Genomic DNA, 20,235 nt, shown 5'->3' with positions numbered 1-20,235 from the left:
CTTCCACGTCAGGGCAATTGTCGGCATATGACGGCTAATTCCTGCGAAAGGTCAGTCTGCAGTCTCGGCGAGCATTTTTATCGCCGCAGCGCCGACCTTGCGCACCGCTTCTTCGATCTGCGGGGTTGGCTTGGCAGCGTAATTCATGCGCAGGCAGTTCCGGTACTTGCCGGAAGCGGAAAAGATACTTCCCACGGCCACCTGTACGCCTTGTTCCACCAGCATGCGATTGAGCTTGAGGGTGTCGAAACCTTCAGGCAGCTCGACCCACAGCATGAAACTGCCCTGTGGCCGGCTCGCCCGTGTACCCGCCGGGAAATAGCGACTGACCCAATCGAACATTAAGTCGCGATTGCGCTGGTATTGTGCGCGCATCCGCCGCAAATGCGGTTCGAAGTGGCCGTTTTTGAGGAATTCGGCAATGGCGATTTGCGGCTGTGTCGCCGTGGAGCCAGTGCTGATGTATTTCATGTGCAGCACCCGCTCCAGGTAGCGGCCCGGTGCAACCCAGCCGATGCGCAAACCGGGCGCCAGGGTTTTCGAGAACGAGCTGCAAAGGAGTACGCGGCCATCTTCGTCAAAGGACTTGATCGTGCGCGGGCGCGGGTAGCTGTAGGCCAGTTCGCCATACACGTCGTCTTCGATGATCGCCACATCAAAGCGTTGGGCCAGGGTCAGCAGCGCGCGTTTGCGGGCTTCCGGCATGATGTAGCCCAAGGGGTTGTTGCAGTTTGGTGTCAGCTGGATGACCTTGATCGGCCACTGTTCCAGGGCCAATTCCAGTGCTTCGAGGCTGATGCCGGTGAGCGGGTCTGTTGGTATTTCCAGGGCCTTCATACCCAGGCCCTTAAGGGTTTGCATGGCACCGTGGAAGCTTGGCGAGTCGACTGCGACGATATCCCCAGGTTCGCAAATGGCATGAATACTGGCGGACAGCGCTTCATGGCAGCCCGTAGTGATGACGATATCTTCGGCGTTGAGTTGGCAGCCGGAATCCAGAGACAGACGGGCGATCTGCTCGCGCAATTCCATACAGCCAAAGATGTTGTCGTAATACAGTCCGGGCATATCCTGGCGACGACTGATCCTTGCAAGACTGCGCAGCAGGGGTTTCAGGGTAGGCGACAATACATCCGGCATGCCTCTGCCCATCTGTATGACATCTTTGCGGGGGACTGCGCGAATCAGTTCCAGTACCTGGTCCCACTGGGAGATTTCTACCGGTCGCTGCGCCGGGCGGCCGACCTCGGGCAGGGCCGGCAGCTCGCGCCCGGCGGGCACAAAGTAGCCGGATTTGGGCTTGGGCATCGCCAGGCCGTTATCTTCCAGCAGGCGATAGGCCTGTTGAACGGTGCTCAGGCTGACCCCGTGTTCCACACTCAAGGCCCTTACGGAAGGCAAGCGATCGCCGGGGCGATAGAAGCCCTGCTCTATGCGAGTGCCCAGCACTTCGGCGAGATTGACGTAGAGAGTCATGGCGGTCGCTCCCGGGGGACCATTACAGATACACAGAAAATACAGGATTCAGCCACCTGAAGGCAGCATCTGTATTGATTTAATAAGAGTGGGTTGAATCTGTAATGGTTTTGCTCGCGCGCTCAAGCTAGTCACTCATGGCAACAGGCAAATGAGGGGCAGCAAAATGAGCGGCATGAGCGATGTGCGGTTGGCATTACACGGTCAGGAGTTGGAAGCGGGGCAGGAGCGGGCGATGTCGACGCCCACCTGCGGCCGCTGGAGTCTTTTCTGGCACCGTCGCCACACGCGCAAGGCCCTGCTGAGCCTGACTCACGAGCAACTGCTCGACATAGGGCTCAGCGCCGAGCAGGCGCGCCATGAAGGTTTGAAACCGTTTTGGCGTGACTGATTACACCCATTCTTTGAATCGGTGCCAAAGCATCCCCAGTGCCAGCAGCGGCGAGCGCAGATGCTTGCCGCCGGGGAAGGTGATGTGCGGCACCTGGGCGAACAAATCGAAACGTCCCTGCTGCTGGCCACTGATGGCTTCTGCCAGCAGCTTGCCGGCCAGGTGCGTGGCGTTGAGGCCGTGCCCCGCGTAGGCCTGGGCGTAATACACGTTGGGTTGATCGGCCAATCGGCCGATCTGCGGCAGACGGTTGGCGCCGATGCCGATCATGCCGCCCCACTGGTAGTCGATCTTTACGTCAGCCAGTTGTGGGAACACCTTGAGCATCTTTGGGCGCATATAGGCGCCGATATCCTGAGGATCGCGTCCGGAATAGTGGCAGGCACCGCCGAACAACAGGCGGTTGTCGGCACTGAGCCGGAAGTAATCCACCGTCACCCGTTGATCACAGACGGCCATGTTCTGCGGCAGCAGGCTGGCGGCCTGGGCCGCACTCAACGGTTCGGTGGCAATGATGTAGCTGCCGGCGGGCAGCACTTTGCCGCTTAACTGTGGATTCAAACCATTGAGGTAGGCATTGCAGGCCAGCACCAGGGTCTTGGCGCGGACGTTGCCAAGGGCTGTGTGCACGTTGACCTGGGGGCCGTAGTCGATGCGTGTAACTTCGGACTGCTCAAACAGCTTCACGCCCAGCTGCTGCGCGGCGGCCGCTTCGCCGAGTGCCAGGTTCAGCGGGTGCAAATGGCCGGAGCCCATGTCGATCATCCCGCCGACATAACGATCGGAACCGATCACGCTGCTCATTTCGTTGGCTTGCAGCAGGCGCACCTCATGGCGATAGCCCAGGCTGCGCAGTTCTTCAGCGTCTTCGGCGAAGCCTTGAAGATGGTCAGGTTGGTTGGCCAGGTCGCAGTAACCCCAGGTCAGGTCGCAGGGGATTTGATAGCGCTCGACGCGCTCGCGCACGATCTCCACGGCTTCCAGGCCCATCAGCTTCATCTGGCGCACGCCGTCGGTGCCAATCACGTTGGCGAACTGCTCCAGGCCATGGCCGACGCCGCGAATCAACTGGCCGCCATTGCGGCCGCTGGCGCCCCAGCCGATCTTGCGCGCCTCCAGCAACACCACGCTATAACCGCGCTCGGCCAGCTCCAGCGCCGTGTTAAGCCCTGAATAGCCCCCGCCGATCACGCAGACATCGGCGCTCACTTCGCCCGCCAGCGCCGGGTAATCGGGTTGCGGCACGCTGCTGGCGGCGTAGTAGGAAGTGGTGTGCCGGGCGCTGGCAGTCATGGGGAGCATCCCTGTTTGGAAAATTTGACGCAGGATACAGCGGTCGGACGAAGCTGTCTCATCAGTGCTTTTTGCGGCAGAATCCACGCCTATTCGCCGTTCGGTACGTGTTTCGATGAGTTGCAACAGTCAGAAAATCAGCGCGCTGCGCCGACAGATTCCTTCGTTCGAGTGTGTCCCCGGTTGCCACGACTGCTGTGGGCCGGTGACGACCTCGCCCGAGGAAATGTCGCGCCTGCCACGTAAGACTGCTGCCGAGCAGGACGCGGCCATGGACGAGCTGAACTGTGTGCACCTTGGGCCGAATGGCTGCACGGTGTATGACGAGCGTCCGCTGATCTGCCGCCTGTTCGGTACCACAAAGACCTTGCCGTGCCCCAACGGGCGCGGGCCGGTGGAACTGATTCATCCACGGGTCGAAAAGCAGATCCACGACTACATGGCCAGCACCCGGCAAGTGCTGGTCTAGCGGATGTACTCGGTCAAAAATGACTGAGTCGGGTCCGTTAATCCGGGATCGGCAAGTTAAGGCTCTCTTTCACTTCTTCCATCACGATATAGCTCTTGGATTCGCGCACGTGGGGCAGTTTGAGCAGGATATCGCCAAGCAGTTTGCGGTACGACGCCATCTCGGAAATCCGTGCCTTCACCAGGTAGTCAAAGTCGCCTGAGACCAGATGGCACTCCAGCACATGGGGCAGTTTCAGTACGGCGCGGCGGAACTCTTCAAAGGTGTCGCCGGACTTGTAATCGAGGCTGATCTCGACAAATACCAGCAAACTTCCCTTCAAATGCTGCGGGTTCAGCCGCGCGTTGTACCCCATGATGATTCCTTCACGCTCCAGGCGGCGAACCCGCTCAGTGCACGGCGTGGTCGACAGCCCGACCTTTTCCCCCAACTCGGTGAACGAAATGCGCCCGTCGGTTTGCAGGATGCGCAGGATATTGCGGTCGATCTTGTCCAGCTCCCGTTTGGTCTGGGTGTTGGTACGCATAGGGGATACGCCTCTGTGAAAAGGGTTTTTGCCGAGAATTGTCGCCAAATATAGGCATTTATATAGTGAAATGCACTGGTGATTGCTTTTTATACTGCGCCCATCATTGCTCGAATAACACACGTCAGCGGCTAAGCCCGTGATGAGGATATAAAAATGCGCGTTCTGGTCTTGGGTAGCGGCGTCATTGGTGTGACCAGTGCGTACTATTTGGCGCGGGCCGGCTTCGAAGTCGTTGTGGTCGACCGTCAGCCCGCCGCTGCCATGGAAACCAGTTTCGCCAACGCCGGCCAGGTATCCCCGGGTTATGCCTCGCCATGGGCCGCACCGGGCGTGCCGCTCAAGGCGATCAAATGGCTGCTGCAACGCCACGCACCGTTGGCGATCAAAGCCACTGCCGATATCGATCAATACCTGTGGATGGCGCAGATGCTGCGCAACTGCACCACCAGCCGCTATGCCGTGAACAAGGAGCGCATGGTTCGCCTGTCCGAGTACAGCCGCGACTGCCTCGACGAGCTGCGCGCCGAGACCGGCATCGCCTATGAAGGCCGCAGCCTCGGTACGACCCAGCTGTTCCGCACCCAGGCCCAACTCGATGGTGCGGCCAAGGACATCGCCGTATTGAAAGAGTCCGGTGTGCCGTTCGAACTGCTTGACCGCGCCGGTATCGCCCGCGTTGAGCCGGCCCTGGCCAGCGTCACCGACATCCTCGCCGGTGCCCTGCGCCTGCCGAACGACCAGACTGGCGACTGCCAGATGTTCACCACGCGCCTGGTGGACATGTGCAAGCAGTTGGGCGTGGAGTTTCGCTTTGAACAGGACATCCAGCGCCTCGACTACGCGGGTGACCGCGTCAACGGCGTGTGGATCGACGGCAAGCTTGAAACCGCCGACCGCTACGTACTGGCCCTCGGCAGTTATTCGCCGAAGTTACTCAAGCCGCTGGGGATCAAGGCACCGGTGTACCCGCTCAAGGGTTACTCGCTGACCGTGCCGATCACCAACCCGGCGATGGCGCCGACGTCGACCATTCTCGACGAGACCTACAAGGTCGCGATCACCCGTTTCGACAACCGCATCCGCGTCGGCGGCATGGCTGAGATAGCCGGTTTTGACCTGTCGCTGAACCCACGTCGACGCGAAACCCTGGAGATGATCGTCAACGACCTTTATCCTCAGGGCGGTGATTTGACCGAAGCCACTTTCTGGACCGGCCTGCGCCCGACCACACCCGACGGCACGCCGATTGTCGGTGCTACCCCGTTCAAGAACCTGTTCCTGAATACCGGCCACGGCACCCTCGGCTGGACCATGGCCTGTGGCTCTGGTCGTTTGCTGGCCGATCTGATGGCAAAGAAAACGCCGCAGATCAGCGCCGAAGGCCTCGATATTTCCCGTTACGGCAACCATCAGGAGTCCGCAAAACATGTCCATCCAGCGCCAGCTCACCAATGAGCGCATGAGCCACATCGTTGTTCACAGCGGTACCGTGTATCTGGCAGGGCAAGTCGGCGACGACATGAGTGCCGGGATTGAACAGCAGACCCGTGAAACCCTGGCCAATATCGAGCGGTTGCTGGACTTGGCCGGCACCGACAAAACCAAGCTGCTGTCGGTGACGATTTACCTGAAAGACATCGACGCCGACTTCGCCGGCATGAACGCGGTGTGGGACAAATGGCTGCCCAAAGGCGTCGCCCCAGCCCGTGCCACGGTTGAAGCCAAGCTGTGTGAACCGGAAATTTTGGTAGAGCTGTCTGTCGTCGCTGCGCTGCCTTAAACCAACATCCCTCTCCCGGCACCGACGCTGTTGGTCGGTGCCGGTTTTTTCTTCACTCTGCCGCCTAGAAGCCTGCCGCCATGCGTCCTGCCCGTGCCCTGATTGACCTCCAAGCCCTGCGCCATAACTATCAACTGGCCCGTGAAGTCACGGGGGCCAAAGCCCTCGCCGTGGTCAAGGCCGATGCCTATGGCCATGGTGCCGTGCGCGTGGCCCAGGCGCTGGAGGCCGAGGCCGACGGTTTCGCTGTGGCGTGTATCGAGGAAGGGCTGGAGCTGCGTGCCGCTGGCATTCGTGCGCCGGTATTGCTGCTGGAAGGTTTTTTCGAGGCTGACGAGCTGCCGTTGATCATCGAGCACGATTTTTGGTGCGTGGTGCATTCGCTGTGGCAGTTGGAAGCGATCGAGCAAGCCCGGTTGAGCAAGCCGCTGACCATCTGGCTCAAGCTGGATTCGGGCATGCACCGTGTTGGCCTGCATCCCAAGGATTATCACGAGGCCTACCAACGCCTGCTGGCCAGCGGCAAAGTGGCGAAAATCGTACTGATGAGCCATTTCGCCCGTGCCGATGAACTCGATTGTGTACGCAGCGATGAACAGGTGGAGGTGTTTGAAGCGGCACGCCAAGGCCTGTCGGCCGAAGTCAGTCTGCGCAATTCGCCGTCGGTGATGGGGTGGGCGAACGTGGCCAGCGACTGGGTACGCCCGGGCATCATGCTCTACGGCGCCACGCCGTTTGGTGAAGAGCAGGCCATCGCCGCGCGCTTGCAGCCGGTAATGACCCTGGAATCGAAAGTCATCTGCGTGCGCGAACTGCCGGCTGGCGAACCGGTGGGCTACGGCGCCAAGTTCATCACGTCGAAGCCGATGCGCATTGGCGTGGTTGCCATGGGTTATGCCGATGGCTACCCGCGTCACGCGCCGACCGGCACGCCGGTGCTGGTGGCGGGGCAACGCAGCCAATTGCTGGGCCGCGTGTCCATGGACATGCTGTGTGTCGACCTTACCGACGTGCCTCAGGCCGGCCTCGGCTCCACCGTAGAGCTGTGGGGTAAGAATATCCTCGCCAGCGACGTTGCGGCCGCCGCCGAGACCATCCCCTACCAGATCTTCTGCAACCTGCGCCGCGTGCCAAGGCTCTATTCCGGGGCTTGAACGCCGCCTACGAGTAGAGCTGGCCGGGATTTAGGCCCAAGTGTTGTAAATACTGAACGCTGTCGCCATGATAACGCTCAATTACAACAAAGCCTGAATCCTAGGAGGCTCCTGCATTGGACGTCGGCGAACGACTGCAATCCATCCGTAAACTGAAGGGTCTTTCCCAGCGCGAGCTCGCCAAGCGCGCGGGTGTCACCAACAGCACCATTTCGATGATCGAAAAAAACAGTGTCAGCCCTTCGATCAGCTCCTTGCGCAAGGTGCTGGGCGGCATCCCCATGTCCATGGTCGAGTTCTTTTCCGAGGAGATCCTCCAGGAAATACCGACCCAGATCGTCTATAAAGCCAATGAGCTGATCGACATCTCTGACGGCGCCGTCACCATGAAACTCGTCGGCCGTGCGCACCCGAGCCGAGCGATTGCGTTTCTCAACGAAATCTACCCCCCGGGTGCCGATACAGGCGAAGAAATGCTCACCCACGAAGGTGAGGAAACCGGGATTCTGGTGGAAGGCCGCCTGGAATTGGTGGTCGGTCTTGAAACTTTTGTGCTCGAAGCTGGCGATAGCTACTACTTTGAAAGCACCAAGCCTCATCGTTTTCGCAACCCGTTCGATGTGCCGGCGCGACTAATCAGCGCAGCCACACCCGCGAACTTCTGACAGAAGAGGCGTCCTGCCAGCGTTGCAGAGACACCCGTAGCTGTATCCGCGAAGCTGAATCTCCCTTTATTTAATAGGGTTGTTTCAGCCGGGCGGGCTAACCGTTATACTTTCGCCGCCTGCGAAACCGTGGCCGCAGGCGTGAATAGCCACCATTGAGGGTGAACGCGTGAACCTAATTATGAAAATGCTGGCTGCACCAGCAACCGTACTGGCCCTATGGGCTGTCAGCGCTCAAGCTGCGACCAATGATGAAATTGCCAAGCGCCTGGAGCCTGTCGGCCAAGTCTGTGTTCAGGGCCAGGAATGCAAAGGGATGGAAGTGGCGGTGGCAGTGGGCGGCGGTGGCGGTGCGAAAACGCCGGACGACGTGATCGCCAAGCATTGCAATGCGTGCCATGGCACCGGGTTGCTGGGCGCGCCGAAAATCGGTGACACCGCAGCCTGGAAAGACCGCGCCGACCACCAGGGCGGCCTCGACGGCCTGCTGGCCAAGGCGATCACCGGTTTGAACGCCATGCCGCCAAAAGGCACATGCGCCGATTGCTCGGATGACGAGCTTAAAGGTGCAATCGAGAAGATGTCTGGATTGAAGTAAAAAGTTAAGCATTTACAAAAGGTTAGCCCGCAAAGTGGGCTAACCTTTGGATAACAAGAGCGCTGTCGCATATTTTAAAGTACCAGTGTCGCCAGTAGCCCTACGGCTCCAAGAATGAATCCGATGAGTGCCCCGCGCCCCGGTAGTTCCTTTAGCATCGCATAAATGACGATGGGTTCTAATATAAGCAGCAGTGTGAGTGACGCCACTGTCACGATCCATATATTCCCTGTGCCTTGGTAACCTAACCAATAAGCGAATATCAGGCTTATGCCGGCAATGCATATGAGTAAAATAGGTTTTAAAAAAAGTTCAGGGTTTTCTATAACTCGTCCAGAAAGTTTTGAGGCATACACTTCACTATAGATAGTTAGGATTTCGCCAAACACCATGAGCACCATGGAGGCTATTAAATAGTGACTGTTTTTCATTTTTTATCTCTAGTTAGGATGTCTAGTATTTCACTCGCGGCAGCGTCCGCATAATCACTGTTGCCTAGAAGAAAGTGTGGCCCGTCATGATCGAGCAAGAAGGTATTTCTGTAAGGGGTACTTTCAAGTTGAATAATACGGTTTAAGGTTTTTTCAATCAGCTCTAGACAAGATGAGTGGTTGTTTCTTAATAATTTTATAGCGTTTGCGAAATGGGTTGCTTCATCGGCGATTAAGTTACCAATCCATGTGTCGAAGCCCGAGTGCCCAAACTGATTATAGAACGTATCTTTCTTGTATGTTTTAACTGAAATGTATTCATCGTACGCAAACACAGTAAGTAAGCTTAATTCGTTTGATAAAATTTCTTCAAAGGGTTTAAAGTCGCTGTTTCTTGATTTTAAATTGTCCAAGAGGGTTTCTTCGTCTGTATTAAATATCAAACGATTCAGTTCTATAAAGCCGTCGGCATGATTTTTTTCATCTAAAAACCATAAGTCTAAATATTGCACGAAGTAGGGGGAAAACTCAGAGCGTCTCGGATAAAGGTAGTGGTACAGGTTTATCGCGTCGTACTCAGAGACTAAGTCGGCCAAAAAGAAATCCTCGTATTCTGGGTCAATACCTGGATTGACCCAATCGCTATTGGCGATTTCTTTGAATAGCGCTCTAGAGCTCCAATGACGCTTATTGAGGAAGGGAGGTTTCATTTTTTGCTCCGTTTGATGTGTGAGTGTCATGGCTCAATTTTTTGATGATGGTTGGGATTATTGATTCTTGTATTTCTTTTTTAGTGATTGGATAATCAAGCGTGTTGTGGTCTAACACGAAGGTTCCTGTATATTCTGTTTTTTCAAAATCTAATGTGAAAAGCTCTTTAAGTATGGACGGGGCTTCTTGCAGCCTGTTCGGGAATAGCTGTTTAGCTTGTTCTATGAAAAAGAAAAAATGCTTAGCTTCATCTCTTTTGATTTTTCTGATCCAGACTGACAATTGCGAGGAACTAAAGGTGTCGTAATTTTTTATGCTGCGCTGATAGACGTGCGTCGTGATTATCTCGTCATACGCAAGCAAGATGAGAAGTTTAAGTGGGTCCTGCATAAAGGGGGTTAGGCTGTTGAAGTCGGATTGTCTTGTTTCAACTTCCATTGCTACAACGTCAAGCGGAATTCCTGTATAGGCTGAATAAATCAGAGAGAAGCCATACGCGTGATCGATTTCATCTCTAAGCCAAGGCTTTAAGATATTTGCCGATTCAGAGATGCAAGCTGGATTCTGATCAGCGATATGCCAATAAAGCCTCCTTGCATCGTATTCGGTAATTATTGAGTCGAAGAAAATTTCTTTCCAGGTAGCCTTCTCTGCCTTGCTAAGCGTTACCGGAGGAAAGCAAAAATCCTTGAGAATTGAAGACGCATTGCTTGATTTTTTCGGCGTATTAGAGGTGCTCTGCATGTTATTCATGATAGCGGCCTTTTGGTAAAGTTATTTTTCAGGTAGACGGCTTCATACTAAAAAGTTACTGAAAGACAGCGTGTGGTCGACATCCGATGGTTTCCAGTCTGTCTGTTGACTGACGATGGGTTCCCAATAGTTAACAGTGATATCGTATACGTAACGCCAATCCAAGTTTTCGGATTCTATGACGCCAGCGTTTGGAAAGTATTCTGCCCATTTCATGCCGCCAATTATGCTGGAGGCAACTTGTAAGCTTGTCGCACTGTTGTAGTTGGCCATTTTCCTGGCTTTACCAATTGATAGATTTGACCCTAACCAGAAGGCGCGGAACTTTTTGCTGATTAGGAAAACGCCAAGCTCATCTATTCCCGAAATAATTTCGTCTTTCAAAATCGTTTTTTTGATTTTTTCTGATTGCTCACTCTGACCCAAAAGTTGCATTGAATCGAGTGTCTGATCACAAGGTTCATACGCATAGTAAACAGTTGGGCGGTAGGTAGGATTCTCGGGGTCGCCTAAAGTCAAATATTCAGCAATTGACAGTGCTTCGTTGTGGGTTAGTAAATAGGCAGAAAATTCCAAATAGTTAGGTGACCAGCTTTTAACTCTAACGTTACACCCTTGCTCTAGCATTTCTAGTGCATATCCATTTTTTCTTGCGCCGTAAGGAATTTCTGTTTCGTGTGTGCCCCAGCCCAATTCTGCTGCTTGCAGGCATTCGGTAATAAGACCGTCCACAGACCATGTGGAGACGAAGTTTAGGGGGGCGCGGGCTGATGCACTGACTTGCGAGTCATGCTCGGAGATTTGTATAACTTGTATTTCAAGGATGTTGGCAAGCGCTGCCCATTCAATCTGGTTTTTCGGTTCTGCTACTATGTTGTTTGCTGCGGCCATTTCTACTAAAGCTTTCTTTAATAAAATTGAGATGAAGCCAGGATTTGCGCCATGGGCGACAACAGCGGTTGGGCCAGTCGTTTTCTGTTGATACGTTTTCATTACCTCGCGAAGCTGATAGTTTGTGGTTAGCGTCTGGTATTTTTCGTCTTTGTAGGCCCACGGCTCTATACAGGTGTCTAGATAAAGTGAGTCATACTTTTGAGCCAGCTCTAAAAGCTCCAGGCTTGAGACAGATACTGCGAGGTTCACTAAAAAAGTATTTCCGTTTAAGTACGGTGAGAGTATAGGTTTGAAGTTTTCAGCGGTTATGACTTTTTCTTCCAGGGTGGCTGAAAATTCGGTGGTAATTTCGATAAGGCTCTCGTTTAGGTGTTTCTCAAAAATTGTCACGTTCACTCCATTGTAATGCCTTGATAATAGTGGGAGCAGGCCTTGTGCGACGCTTCCGAAACCGATAATTATTATATGGTTAATGTTTTTCATTGCGCTTCCTTGGGTATTTGTATTCGTTAGGTGTATAGCCTTTTGAAGATGGTTTCATACTGAAATCGATATTAGTGCGTGGATATAATTTGTGTTTTGATCTTGTCCTAAATGAACGTAGGGCTTTTATTCAATGAGTCGTAAGGCTTTTCTTTGGTCGTGATCTCGGGTTAAACCTTTATGATATGTTTCTGTTTTAATTAGGCTTTTATTTGGCAGTTTCTTCATGCGCACAGGGATGGGCTTATCAAATTGATTGCTGTTCATTGCAGCAAAGACCCGGCAAGCTCGGTCCAACCCCTAATCATGGAATGTCAGGAGGGTCGGATGGTGCAGTTGTGTTCAATCGAGCAAGCAGTTGACGACGTACTGGCGCGTTTGCCGGCGCATATCCACATGGGCATGCCCTTGGGCCTGGGCAAGCCGAATCTGTTCGTCAATGCGCTGTACCGGCGCGTCGCCAAGTTGCCGGAGCGGGCGCTGACCATCTACACCGCGCTGGCCCTGGGTCGACCAACGATGGGCGATGGCTTGCAAAAACGCTTTCTCGAGCCTTTTATCGAGCGGGTGTTCGGCGATTACCCCGAGCTGGATTTCCTCGCCGACCTGCACAAGGACAGCTTGCCGGCCAATATCCGCGTGCAGCAGTTCTTCATGCAGCCCGGCAGCCTGCTCCACAGTGCATCGGCGCAGCAGGATTATGTCAGCAGCAATTACAGCCACGCGGCACGAGATATCAACGCTGCCGGCCTGAATCTGGTGGCGCAGCTGGTGGCCAGCAGCACCGAGCATCCGGATCGCCTGAGTTTGAGCTGCAACCCCGATATCACGCTCGACCTGTTGCCCATGATCGAGAAGCGCCGCGAGGCAGGGGAAACCATTCTGATCGTTGGCCAAGTGCATAGCGACTTACCCTACATGCCGGGCGACGCCGAATGGGGCATGGGCGAATTCGACTACCTGATCGACGAAAAGGACAGCACTACGCTGTTCTCCACTCCGAATATGCCTGTGGGCTTCCAGGACCATTTTATCGGCCTGCACGCCAGCACTCTGGTGCGCGATGGCGGCACCTTGCAGATCGGTATCGGCTCCATGGGTGATGCGCTGACCGCCGCCTTGCTGGCGCGCCAAGCCGATAACGAAGCCTATCGGCTGCTGCTGACCGACCTCGATGTGTACCAGTGGGCGCCCTTGATCAGCCACGAAGGCGGCGTCGCGCCCTTTGCCCGTGGCCTTTATGGCTGCAGCGAAATGTTCGTCAACGGCCTGCTGGTACTGGCCGATGCCGGCATTATCCGACGCAAGGTCTACCCGGATGTGGCGACGCAGCAGCAAGCCAACGCCGGCACCCTGGATGACGCAGCCCAACCTGACGGCATTTCGATCCATGGCGGCTTCTTCCTCGGGCCGCGCAGTTTTTACCAGCGCTTGCAGGAAATGACTCACGCCAAGCGCCTCGAATTCAACATGACCCGTATCAGTTACATCAACGAGCTCTACGGCCAGGAAGAACTCAAGCGCCTGCAGCGCCTGGATGCGCGGTTTATTAACAGCGCAATCATGGTGACGTTGCTTGGGGCAGGTGTAGCGGACCAGTTGGAGGACGGCCGTGTACTCAGCGGCGTCGGCGGACAGTACAACTTTGTTGCCCAGGGCCATGCGTTGGAAGGTGCACGTTCGATATTGATCCTGCGCAGCTGGCGCGAGTCGGCGGGGGAGGTCAGTTCCAACATTGTTTGGGAGTACGGCCACTGCACCATTCCTCGACACCTGCGCGATATCGTCATCACCGAGTACGGGATTGCCGATTTGCGTGGGCAGACGGATGCCAAAGTGATCGAGGCGCTGCTGAATATCACCGACTCGCGCTTTCAGGATGACTTGATCGAACAGGCGCAGAAGGCCGGCAAGTTACCCAAGGACTTCCAGCTGGACCCGCGCTTTGCCGACAATACACCGGAGCGCCTCAAGGGCATTCAGGCACGGCATCGCCGGTTGTTTCCGGAGTACCCGCTGGGCACTGACTTCACGGATGAGGAAAAGGATCTGTTGCGGGCGTTGAACTGGCTCAAGAGCAAATTCAAGCTGACGGAGATTCTGGAGTTGGGCAAAGCGGCGCTGGATGCACCGGAGCCGGAGGCATTTCCCAAGCATCTGGAGCGGATGCAGTTGGATAAGCCGGTAGGGCTGAAAGAGGACCTCTATCAGCGTTTATTGCTCGCCGGCCTACAGGCCACCGCGCACTGACAGCCCAACGCAAAACCCAATGTGGGAGCGGGCTTGCTCGCGAAAGCGGTGTATCAGTCGACTTATACATTGACTGTCACACCGCATTCGCGAGCAAGCCCGCTCCCATATGTTTAACCGCGTTCAGGCAGCGATTATTCGATAAAGGTCACAACGCCACCCGCCAGCGACTTCACACGCGCCAGCGACTCAACTCGATAACCCTGCGCATCCAGTTCCGCACGGCCACCCTGGAACGACTTCTCGATCACAATCCCCAAGCCCGCAACGGTTGCGCCCGCTTGCTTGATGATGGAAATCAGCGCCTGGGATGCCTTGCCATTGGCCAGGAAATCATCGATGACCAGCACGCGGTCGCTGCTGGTCAGGTGGCGCGGGGAGATCGCGACAGTGCTTTCCACCTTCTTGGTGAAGGAGTACACGGTCGCCGACAGCAGGTTTTCCGTCAGGGTCAGGGATTGCTGCTTGCGGGCGAAAATCACCGGCACACCGAGGTTCAGGCCAGTCATGATCGCCGGTGCGATGCCCGAGGCTTCGATGGTGACAATCTTGGTGATGCCCGAATCCTTGAAGCGCGCGGCGAATTCGTCGCCGATGAGCTTCATCAGCGCCGGGTCGATCTGGTGGTTCAGAAAGGCGTCGACCTTGAGTACCTGATCGGAAAGCACGATGCCTTCTTCGCGAATTTTCTTGTGCAGTGCTTCCACGGAAAGCTTCCTCTAATGGCGCGGTGTGCGCCGAAAGTAGATTAAAAAGTAGTCGATTTTAGCGCTTTAACATCGCGCGTATATCCGCCAAGGCGGTGTTGCCGCGAACGGCCTTCACCTCGGTCGGGGTGTCGTCATTGCCTTCCCAGGCCAGGTCATCCGGCGGTAGCTCGTCAAGGAACCGGCTGGGGGCACAATCGATGATTTCGCCGTACTGCTTGCGCTTGGCGGCAAACGTGAAGGCCAGGGTCTGACGCGCGCGGGTAATGCCCACGTAGGCCAGGCGCCGTTCTTCTTCGATAGTGTCGGCTTCGATACTGGAGCGGTGCGGGAGGATTTCCTCTTCCATGCCCATGATGAACACGTAGGGGAATTCCAGGCCCTTGGACGCATGCAAGGTCATCATCTGCACGCCTTCGGCACCGTCTTCCTCTTCTTGCTGGCGTTCGAGCATGTCGCGCAACACCAGTTTGCCGATGGCGTCTTCGACGGTCATCTCGCCGTCTTCGTCTTTTTCCAGGGTGTTCTTCAGCGCTTCGATCAGGAACCAGACGTTGCCCATGCGGTAATCCGCAGCCTTGTCGCTGGAACTGTTGGTGCGCAGCCAATTTTCATAGTCGATGTCCATGACCATGCTGCGCAAGGCACTGATCGGGTCTTCGCCGGCGCACTGTTCGCGCACCTTGTCCATGAAGCGCTTGAAGCGTGACAGGCGATCGGTGAAGCGCGTATCCAGGTGCTCGCCCAGGCCGATTTCGTCGGTGGCGGCGTACATCGAGATCTTGCGTTCGGTGGCGTAGTTGCCGAGCTTTTCCAGGGTGGTGGAGCCGATTTCACGGCGCGGCACGTTGATCACCCGCAGGAAGGCGTTGTCGTCATCCGGGTTCACGATCAAGCGGAAGTAGGCCATCAGGTCTTTTACTTCCTGGCGTCCGAAAAAGCTGTTGCCACCAGAAAGCCGATAGGGAATCTGGTGATGCTGCAGCTTCAGCTCGATCAGCTTGGCCTGGTAGTTGCCGCGATACAGGATCGCAAAGTCGCTGTAGGGCCGATCGGTACGCAGGTGCAGTGTCAGCAATTCGACCGCTACGCGCTCGGCTTCGGCGTCTTCGTTGCGGCAACGGATCACGCGAATCTCGTCGCCATGGCCCATCTCGCTCCACAGTTGCTTTTCAAACTCGTGGGGGTTGTTGGAGATGAGTACGTTGGCGCAACGCAGGATGCGGCTGGTGGAGCGATAGTTCTGCTCCAGCATCACCACTTTCAGGGACGGGTAGTCGTCCTTGAGCAACATCAGGTTTTCCGGCCGCGCGCCGCGCCAGGCGTAAATCGACTGGTCATCGTCGCCTACCACGGTGAATTGGTTGCGCTTGCCGATCAGCATTTTCACCAGCAGGTACTGGCTGGCGTTGGTGTCCTGGTATTCGTCCACCAGCAGGTAGCGAACTTTGTTCTGCCATTTTTCGAGGATGTCGGCGTGTTCCTCGAACAGCTTTACCGGCAGCAGGATCAGGTCGTCAAAGTCCACCGCGTTGAACGCCTTGAGCGTGCGCTGGTAGTGGGTGTAGACGATGGCGGCGGTCTGTTCCTTGGGGTTGCGCGCGTTTTCCAGGGCCTGGGGCGGCAGGATCAGGTCGTTTTTCCAGGCGCCGATCATGTTCTTGATCTCATCCACGCCGTCGTCGCCTGCATATTCCTTTTGCATGATGTCGGTCATCAGCGACTTCACATCGGTTTCGTCGAAGATCGAGAAACCTGGCTTGTAGCCAAGCCGCGCATGCTCCTTGCGGATGATGTTCAGCCCCAGGTTGTGGAAGGTACACACCGTGAGGCCGCGGCCTTCGCCGCCCTTGAGCAGCGTGCCGACACGCTCCTTCATTTCGCGCGCCGCCTTGTTGGTAAAGGTCATGGCGACGATGTACTGGGCACGGATGCCGCAGTTCTGGATCAGGTGCGCGATCTTGCGGGTGATCACGCTGGTCTTGCCGGAACCGGCACCGGCGAGCACCAATAGAGGGCCGCCGACGTAGTTCACGGCTTCTTGCTGCCGGGGATTGAGTCGGGACATACAGAATTCAGGGAGTCGTTGTTCAAAAGGGCGGGCATTTTAACAGGCTCGCAGGATTCTGCTCTGACAGAACGACAGTGTGACGTACCACTCGATCTAAATTTGCCGGTTTTGATACTTTGCCGCAGGATGTGGAGGCTTTTACGGCTAAGGTTGCGGCTAAACCTTACAGCCAGCGCATTTGATAACCCTTATCATTGGTGATTATCAGGCAGCGCGTCATAATGCCCGCCGCCACCACACTTTTGCAGAGTCTAGGGAGCTAGCTTGTCTACGCCTGTCGAACCCTTGCGTTTGCTGCTACTGGCCGATGAGCCAGCGTGGGCAGCGTTGTTGCGCGAGTGCCTGGCGCCGATGGGCGAAGGGGCTGTGCTGATCAGTGCGCCCAACTGGGACTCGGTGAGTCGTCTATTCGATGACGACCACACCGCCGTGCTGTTGACCACGCCCCACTTGCAACCCGGTGCCGGGCGCTGCAACTTGCCGTGCGTGTTGTTGCTGGAGCAGGAGCCGTTGGTTGCGCCGCTGGGTGTCAGCGATTGGCTGATCCGTAGTGTCCTGGATTCCGACACATTGCGCCGGTGCTTGCGCCACGTGCGTGAGCGGGGCGTGCTGGAAAACACCTTGCAGCGCCTGGCCGAGCAGGACCCGCTCACCGGCATCGCCAATCGACAGGGTTTCCAGACCTTGCTGGCGGCGCGATTGGTTGAGAACGAAGGCCGCGGTTTGGCCCTTGGCCACCTCGACCTCGACAACTTCCGTCACGCCAACGACGCCTTGGGCCATCAGGCGGGCGATCGGTTGATCCTGCAGGTGGTCTCGCGGCTCAAGAGCCAACTCGAAGCCGGTGACCAACTGGCGCGGCTGGGCAGCGACGAATTCGCCTTGCTGATTGATACCCGGCGCGCGCCTCAGCGCGCCGAATGGATGGCCGAACGTATTACCGAAGCCATGGCCGAGCCCTACTGGGTAGACGGCGAAAGCCTGTTGATCGGTTGCAGCCTGGGTGTGGCACATGCCCGCGCGCGCGCCGGTGCCGACCCGTTGATGTGGCACGCGCACATCGCCATGCAGCAAGCCAAAAGCACTCAAGGCTGCACCTTTCATATCTTCAACGAACGCATCAACCGCAATGCACGCAGCCTGGCTGACCTGGAAAGTGAACTGCGCCGCGCGCTGCGCCGTGACGAACTGGAACTGCACTACCAGCCGCGCCTGGACCTGGACGACGGGCACATCGTCGGCCTTGAAGCGCTGGTGCGCTGGCGCCACGGCGAACGAGGCCTGTTGCCGCCCAGCGAATTTGTCCCCTTGGCTGAACAGAGCGGTCTGATCGTACCGCTGGGTTACTGGGTCATCTCCCGGGCCCTGCGCGACATGCAAGACCTGCGCGAGCGCGGCCTGCCGCCGCTGCACATGGCGGTCAACCTGTCGTTTCGTCAATTCCAGGACAGCCAATTGCTCTCGACCCTCAGCCGGCTCATTGCCGAGCGTGGTGTGGAAGCGCAGTGGCTGGAGTTTGAGCTCACCGAAACCGCCGTGATGCGCCGCAGTGATCTGGTCAAGCAGACTATGGATGCCCTCGGCCGCCTAGGCGTGAGGTTTTCCCTGGATGACTTCGGCACCGGTTTTTCGTCGTTCGTGCACCTCAACAGCCTGCCGATTGCCTTGTTGAAGATCGACAAGAGCTTTGTCGGCGGTATGGAAGAGCGTGAAGAAAACCGCAAGCTGGTGCACGCCATGATTAACCTGGCCCACAACCTCAACCTGGAAGTGGTGGCCGAAGGCGTGGAAACGCCCGAGCAGCTTGCGCTGTTGAGGTTGTTTGGTTGCGACCAGGCCCAGGGTTACCTGATCAGCAAGCCGTTACCGTTGCCGGAGTTGGTGGAATACCTGACGTTCGGCAAGGGTGAGCAGGCGCTTTTGGGCTGAGTATTCGAGTGTTGTAAACCCAATCAAATCTGGGAGCTGGCTTGCCTGCGGTGGCATCACCTGGTTATGCCTGACACACCGAGGTGCCTGTATCGCAGGCAAGCCTGCTCCCACATTGACCGAGTACATCCTCTAGTCGGGTTGCATAGCCTGGAATTGCGTGTCTATTTGCGGCTCCCGGCGAATCATCCTCTCCATCTTCGCTTCAAACGCCCAAGTCAGGCTGATGGCCGCGCAGGCAAGGCCCAGTGCCAGGCCCCACCACACGCCAGTCGGTCCCCAGCCCAGGGTGAACGCCATCAGCCATGCCGATGGAGCGCCGATCAGCCAATAGCAGCCCAAGCCCACCAGGAAGGTGGTCTTGGCGTCTTTCAGCCCACGGATGCAGCCCATGGCGATGGTCTGCACGCCGTCGAACAATTCGAACCAGGCCGCTACGGCCAGCAGGCTGACAGCGAGGACGATCACGTCGTGGAAGGCCGGGTCGTTATGGTCGAGGAATAGCCCGATAAGCGGATCGGAAAACAGCCACAGCACCGCCGCAAATCCCAACATCACCGCCGCGCCAAATCCGATGCCGACCCTCCCGGCCATGCGCGCATTCAGCAACTGCCCGGCGCCGTAATGCTGGCCGATACGCATGGTGATCGCGTACGACATGCCCGCCGGCACCATGAACGCTACCGAGACAATTTGCAGGGCAATCTGATGCGCCGCCAATTGCGTACTGCCCATGGTGCCCATGCACAACGCCGCGAAAGCAAACAGCCCGACTTCCACCGCATAGGTGCCGCCAATCGGCAATCCCAGGCGCCACAGCTCGCGCAAATACTGGGTGTTGAGGCGCAGCAGGCCGGTGCCGAGCGGGTAGGCCGCGTAGGTCCGGTTGCTGCGGATGTACCACATCAGCGCCAGGGCCATGCTGTTGGCAACGATGGCCGTGACCAAGCCGATGCCCATCAAGCCCAATTTGGGCAGGCCGAACATGCCCTCTATCAGCGCGTGGTTGAGGAAGTAGTTAAGCACTGTGCCGCACAGGCTGATCACCATCACCGGGGTGGCCTTGCCGATGGCGCTGGTGAAACCACGCAGGGCCATGAAGCTCAGGTAGCCGGGCAGGGCGAACGGCAGGATGGTCAGGAATTGCCCCGCCGCGTGCACGTTGGTTTCGGTCTGGCCAAACATCAACAATAGGGGCTTGAGGTTCCATAGGAGTAAGCCGGCTACCAAGGCCATCAGCCAGGCCAGCCATAGCCCGGCCTGGGTCAGGCGAGTAGCGCCTTCGATGTCGCCCGCACCATGACGAATAGCGACAAGGGTGCCCACGGCGGCGATTACGCCGATGCAAAAAATCGCCACGAACGAATAGCTCGCGGCGCCGAGGCCACCACCGGCCAAGGCTTCGGGGCTAAGGCGGGCCATCATCAGGGTGTCTGTCAGCACCATCAGCATGTGTGCCAACTGTGAGGCAATCAACGGCCCCGACAGCCGCAGAATGGCCCAGAGTTCGGTACGTACCGGATGCTGCATGATCATCACGCTCAAAAAGTCGGAGGGTTGAGGAAGGGTTGATTCTCGGCGCTTTGAGCGCATTGCACAAAACGATAAATGCGATCGTTTGCATGATTAAAACTCATGCCTAAGTGATTCT

Annotated in this window: 19 protein-coding genes; 9 read left to right on the top strand and 10 right to left on the bottom strand. The window is 56.7% G+C overall.

The annotated features are described in order from the left end of the window. Positions 1-51 precede the first annotated feature (51 nt). Positions 52-1,476 carry a PLP-dependent aminotransferase family protein gene (locus tag ACI77D_RS08600; protein WP_407016387.1) on the bottom strand — a complete coding sequence of 475 codons (1,425 nt, stop codon included), beginning with the start codon at positions 1,474-1,476 and terminating at the stop codon, positions 52-54. Positions 1,477-1,642: 166 nt separating this feature from the next. Here ACI77D_RS08600 and ACI77D_RS08595 point away from each other — a divergent pair, with 166 nt between their 5' ends. Then, positions 1,643-1,867, top strand: a complete 225-nt coding sequence (locus tag ACI77D_RS08595) for a DUF1127 domain-containing protein (RefSeq protein WP_064454713.1) — start codon at positions 1,643-1,645, stop codon at positions 1,865-1,867. Here the strand turns inward: ACI77D_RS08595 and ACI77D_RS08590 are convergent, their stop codons facing one another. Beyond that, positions 1,868-3,160, bottom strand: coding sequence for an FAD-binding oxidoreductase (locus tag ACI77D_RS08590; RefSeq protein ID WP_221295897.1), 1,293 nt, complete (start codon positions 3,158-3,160; stop codon positions 1,868-1,870). A gap of 115 nt (positions 3,161-3,275) precedes the next feature. Between ACI77D_RS08590 and ACI77D_RS08585 the strand changes: the two genes are divergently transcribed. Continuing rightward, positions 3,276-3,629 carry a YkgJ family cysteine cluster protein gene (locus ACI77D_RS08585; protein WP_053258651.1) on the top strand — a complete coding sequence of 118 codons (354 nt, stop codon included), beginning with the start codon at positions 3,276-3,278 and terminating at the stop codon, positions 3,627-3,629. Positions 3,630-3,666: 37 nt separating this feature from the next. Here ACI77D_RS08585 and ACI77D_RS08580 read toward each other — a convergent pair whose 3' ends face one another. After that, positions 3,667-4,155 (bottom strand): Lrp/AsnC ligand binding domain-containing protein, encoded by a 489-nt coding sequence (locus ACI77D_RS08580; protein ID WP_003176896.1) that lies wholly within the window; start codon positions 4,153-4,155, stop codon positions 3,667-3,669. A gap of 156 nt (positions 4,156-4,311) precedes the next feature. On the opposite strand from ACI77D_RS08580, the gene dadA reads away from it, so the two are divergent. The 5 genes from dadA to ACI77D_RS08555 all read left to right on the top strand — a co-directional run bounded on the left by dadA (position 4,312) and on the right by ACI77D_RS08555 (position 8,355). Continuing rightward, on the top strand, positions 4,312-5,613 hold the full coding sequence (gene dadA, locus ACI77D_RS08575) for a D-amino acid dehydrogenase (protein WP_064454711.1): 1,302 nt from the start codon (positions 4,312-4,314) through the stop codon (positions 5,611-5,613). Further along, a complete protein-coding gene (locus ACI77D_RS08570; RefSeq protein WP_064454710.1) occupies positions 5,585-5,938 on the top strand; it encodes a RidA family protein in 354 nt (117 codons plus the stop codon). The genes dadA and ACI77D_RS08570 overlap by 29 nt, the downstream gene beginning before the upstream one ends. An 80-nt stretch (positions 5,939-6,018) precedes the next feature. Continuing rightward, entirely contained in the window at positions 6,019-7,092 is a 1,074-nt protein-coding gene (gene alr, locus ACI77D_RS08565) for an alanine racemase (RefSeq protein WP_262666559.1), read from the top strand. 116 nt (positions 7,093-7,208) lie between these two features. Beyond that, on the top strand, positions 7,209-7,757 hold the full coding sequence (locus ACI77D_RS08560; RefSeq protein WP_003176893.1) for a cupin domain-containing protein: 549 nt from the start codon (positions 7,209-7,211) through the stop codon (positions 7,755-7,757). A gap of 181 nt (positions 7,758-7,938) precedes the next feature. Then, positions 7,939-8,355: a cytochrome c5 family protein gene (locus tag ACI77D_RS08555; RefSeq protein ID WP_064454708.1), complete on the top strand. Its 417-nt coding sequence runs from the start codon at positions 7,939-7,941 to the stop codon at positions 8,353-8,355. A 74-nt stretch (positions 8,356-8,429) separates the two neighbouring features. Here the strand turns inward: ACI77D_RS08555 and ACI77D_RS08550 are convergent, their stop codons facing one another. From ACI77D_RS08550 to ACI77D_RS08535, 4 genes are read right to left on the bottom strand one after another with little or no spacing between them, the layout of a single operon-like run. Beyond that, a complete protein-coding gene (locus ACI77D_RS08550) occupies positions 8,430-8,786 on the bottom strand; it encodes a hypothetical protein (protein WP_407016386.1) in 357 nt (118 codons plus the stop codon). Next, the gene (locus ACI77D_RS08545; RefSeq protein WP_262666557.1) at positions 8,783-9,496 is read right to left on the bottom strand and encodes a hypothetical protein; all 714 of its coding nucleotides are present in this window, start codon (positions 9,494-9,496) and stop codon (positions 8,783-8,785) included. Before ACI77D_RS08545 ends, ACI77D_RS08550 begins: the two co-directional genes overlap by 4 nt. Continuing rightward, on the bottom strand, positions 9,474-10,250 hold the full coding sequence (locus ACI77D_RS08540) for a ferritin-like domain-containing protein (protein ID WP_259763320.1): 777 nt from the start codon (positions 10,248-10,250) through the stop codon (positions 9,474-9,476). Before ACI77D_RS08540 ends, ACI77D_RS08545 begins: the two co-directional genes overlap by 23 nt. 42 nt (positions 10,251-10,292) lie before the next feature. Continuing rightward, positions 10,293-11,627, bottom strand: coding sequence for a saccharopine dehydrogenase C-terminal domain-containing protein (locus ACI77D_RS08535; RefSeq protein WP_407016385.1), 1,335 nt, complete (start codon positions 11,625-11,627; stop codon positions 10,293-10,295). Positions 11,628-11,954: 327 nt separating this feature from the next. Here ACI77D_RS08535 and ACI77D_RS08530 point away from each other — a divergent pair, with 327 nt between their 5' ends. Next, complete coding sequence (locus ACI77D_RS08530) at positions 11,955-13,877, top strand: acetyl-CoA hydrolase/transferase C-terminal domain-containing protein (RefSeq protein WP_262666552.1); 1,923 nt, start codon at positions 11,955-11,957, stop codon at positions 13,875-13,877. A gap of 134 nt (positions 13,878-14,011) precedes the next feature. On the opposite strand, the gene ACI77D_RS08525 is transcribed toward ACI77D_RS08530, so the two are convergent. Together ACI77D_RS08525 and rep are read right to left on the bottom strand one after the other, a co-directional pair. After that, a complete protein-coding gene (locus tag ACI77D_RS08525; RefSeq protein ID WP_053258645.1) occupies positions 14,012-14,584 on the bottom strand; it encodes a xanthine phosphoribosyltransferase in 573 nt (190 codons plus the stop codon). Positions 14,585-14,642: 58 nt separating this feature from the next. After that, positions 14,643-16,652, bottom strand: coding sequence for a DNA helicase Rep (gene rep / locus ACI77D_RS08520; protein WP_017737724.1), 2,010 nt, complete (start codon positions 16,650-16,652; stop codon positions 14,643-14,645). A 267-nt stretch (positions 16,653-16,919) separates the two neighbouring features. On the opposite strand from rep, the gene ACI77D_RS08515 reads away from it, so the two are divergent. After that, positions 16,920-18,584, top strand: coding sequence for a bifunctional diguanylate cyclase/phosphodiesterase (locus ACI77D_RS08515; RefSeq protein ID WP_064454705.1), 1,665 nt, complete (start codon positions 16,920-16,922; stop codon positions 18,582-18,584). A gap of 132 nt (positions 18,585-18,716) precedes the next feature. On the opposite strand, the gene ACI77D_RS08510 is transcribed toward ACI77D_RS08515, so the two are convergent. Further along, the gene (locus ACI77D_RS08510; RefSeq protein ID WP_221295893.1) at positions 18,717-20,120 is read right to left on the bottom strand and encodes a NorM family multidrug efflux MATE transporter; all 1,404 of its coding nucleotides are present in this window, start codon (positions 20,118-20,120) and stop codon (positions 18,717-18,719) included. Positions 20,121-20,235 lie beyond the last annotated feature (115 nt).

It is taken from the genome of Pseudomonas sp. O39 (genome assembly GCF_045447295.1).
In the GTDB taxonomy this organism is placed as follows: Bacteria; Pseudomonadota; Gammaproteobacteria; order Pseudomonadales; family Pseudomonadaceae; genus Aquipseudomonas; species Aquipseudomonas antarctica_A.
Note: the sequence above shows the minus strand (reverse complement) of the source record. Positions and strands in the feature narration are given on the sequence as shown.

Coding starts and splice junctions, on each gene's coding strand:
- ACI77D_RS08545 (WP_262666557.1), bottom strand. CDS start 9,496: ATGAAACCTCCCTTCCTCAATAAGCGTCATTGGAGCTCTAGAGCGCTA.
- ACI77D_RS08570 (WP_064454710.1), top strand. CDS start 5,585: ATGTCCATCCAGCGCCAGCTCACCAATGAGCGCATGAGCCACATCGTT.
- ACI77D_RS08540 (WP_259763320.1), bottom strand. CDS start 10,250: ATGAATAACATGCAGAGCACCTCTAATACGCCGAAAAAATCAAGCAAT.
- ACI77D_RS08530 (WP_262666552.1), top strand. CDS start 11,955: ATGGTGCAGTTGTGTTCAATCGAGCAAGCAGTTGACGACGTACTGGCG.
- ACI77D_RS08555 (WP_064454708.1), top strand. CDS start 7,939: ATGAAAATGCTGGCTGCACCAGCAACCGTACTGGCCCTATGGGCTGTC.
- ACI77D_RS08535 (WP_407016385.1), bottom strand. CDS start 11,627: ATGAAAAACATTAACCATATAATAATTATCGGTTTCGGAAGCGTCGCA.
- ACI77D_RS08580 (WP_003176896.1), bottom strand. CDS start 4,155: ATGCGTACCAACACCCAGACCAAACGGGAGCTGGACAAGATCGACCGC.
- rep (WP_017737724.1), bottom strand. CDS start 16,652: ATGTCCCGACTCAATCCCCGGCAGCAAGAAGCCGTGAACTACGTCGGC.
- ACI77D_RS08590 (WP_221295897.1), bottom strand. CDS start 3,160: ATGACTGCCAGCGCCCGGCACACCACTTCCTACTACGCCGCCAGCAGC.
- ACI77D_RS08595 (WP_064454713.1), top strand. CDS start 1,643: ATGAGCGGCATGAGCGATGTGCGGTTGGCATTACACGGTCAGGAGTTG.
- alr (WP_262666559.1), top strand. CDS start 6,019: ATGCGTCCTGCCCGTGCCCTGATTGACCTCCAAGCCCTGCGCCATAAC.
- ACI77D_RS08550 (WP_407016386.1), bottom strand. CDS start 8,786: ATGAAAAACAGTCACTATTTAATAGCCTCCATGGTGCTCATGGTGTTT.
- ACI77D_RS08510 (WP_221295893.1), bottom strand. CDS start 20,120: ATGATCATGCAGCATCCGGTACGTACCGAACTCTGGGCCATTCTGCGG.
- dadA (WP_064454711.1), top strand. CDS start 4,312: ATGCGCGTTCTGGTCTTGGGTAGCGGCGTCATTGGTGTGACCAGTGCG.
- ACI77D_RS08600 (WP_407016387.1), bottom strand. CDS start 1,476: ATGACTCTCTACGTCAATCTCGCCGAAGTGCTGGGCACTCGCATAGAG.
- ACI77D_RS08585 (WP_053258651.1), top strand. CDS start 3,276: ATGAGTTGCAACAGTCAGAAAATCAGCGCGCTGCGCCGACAGATTCCT.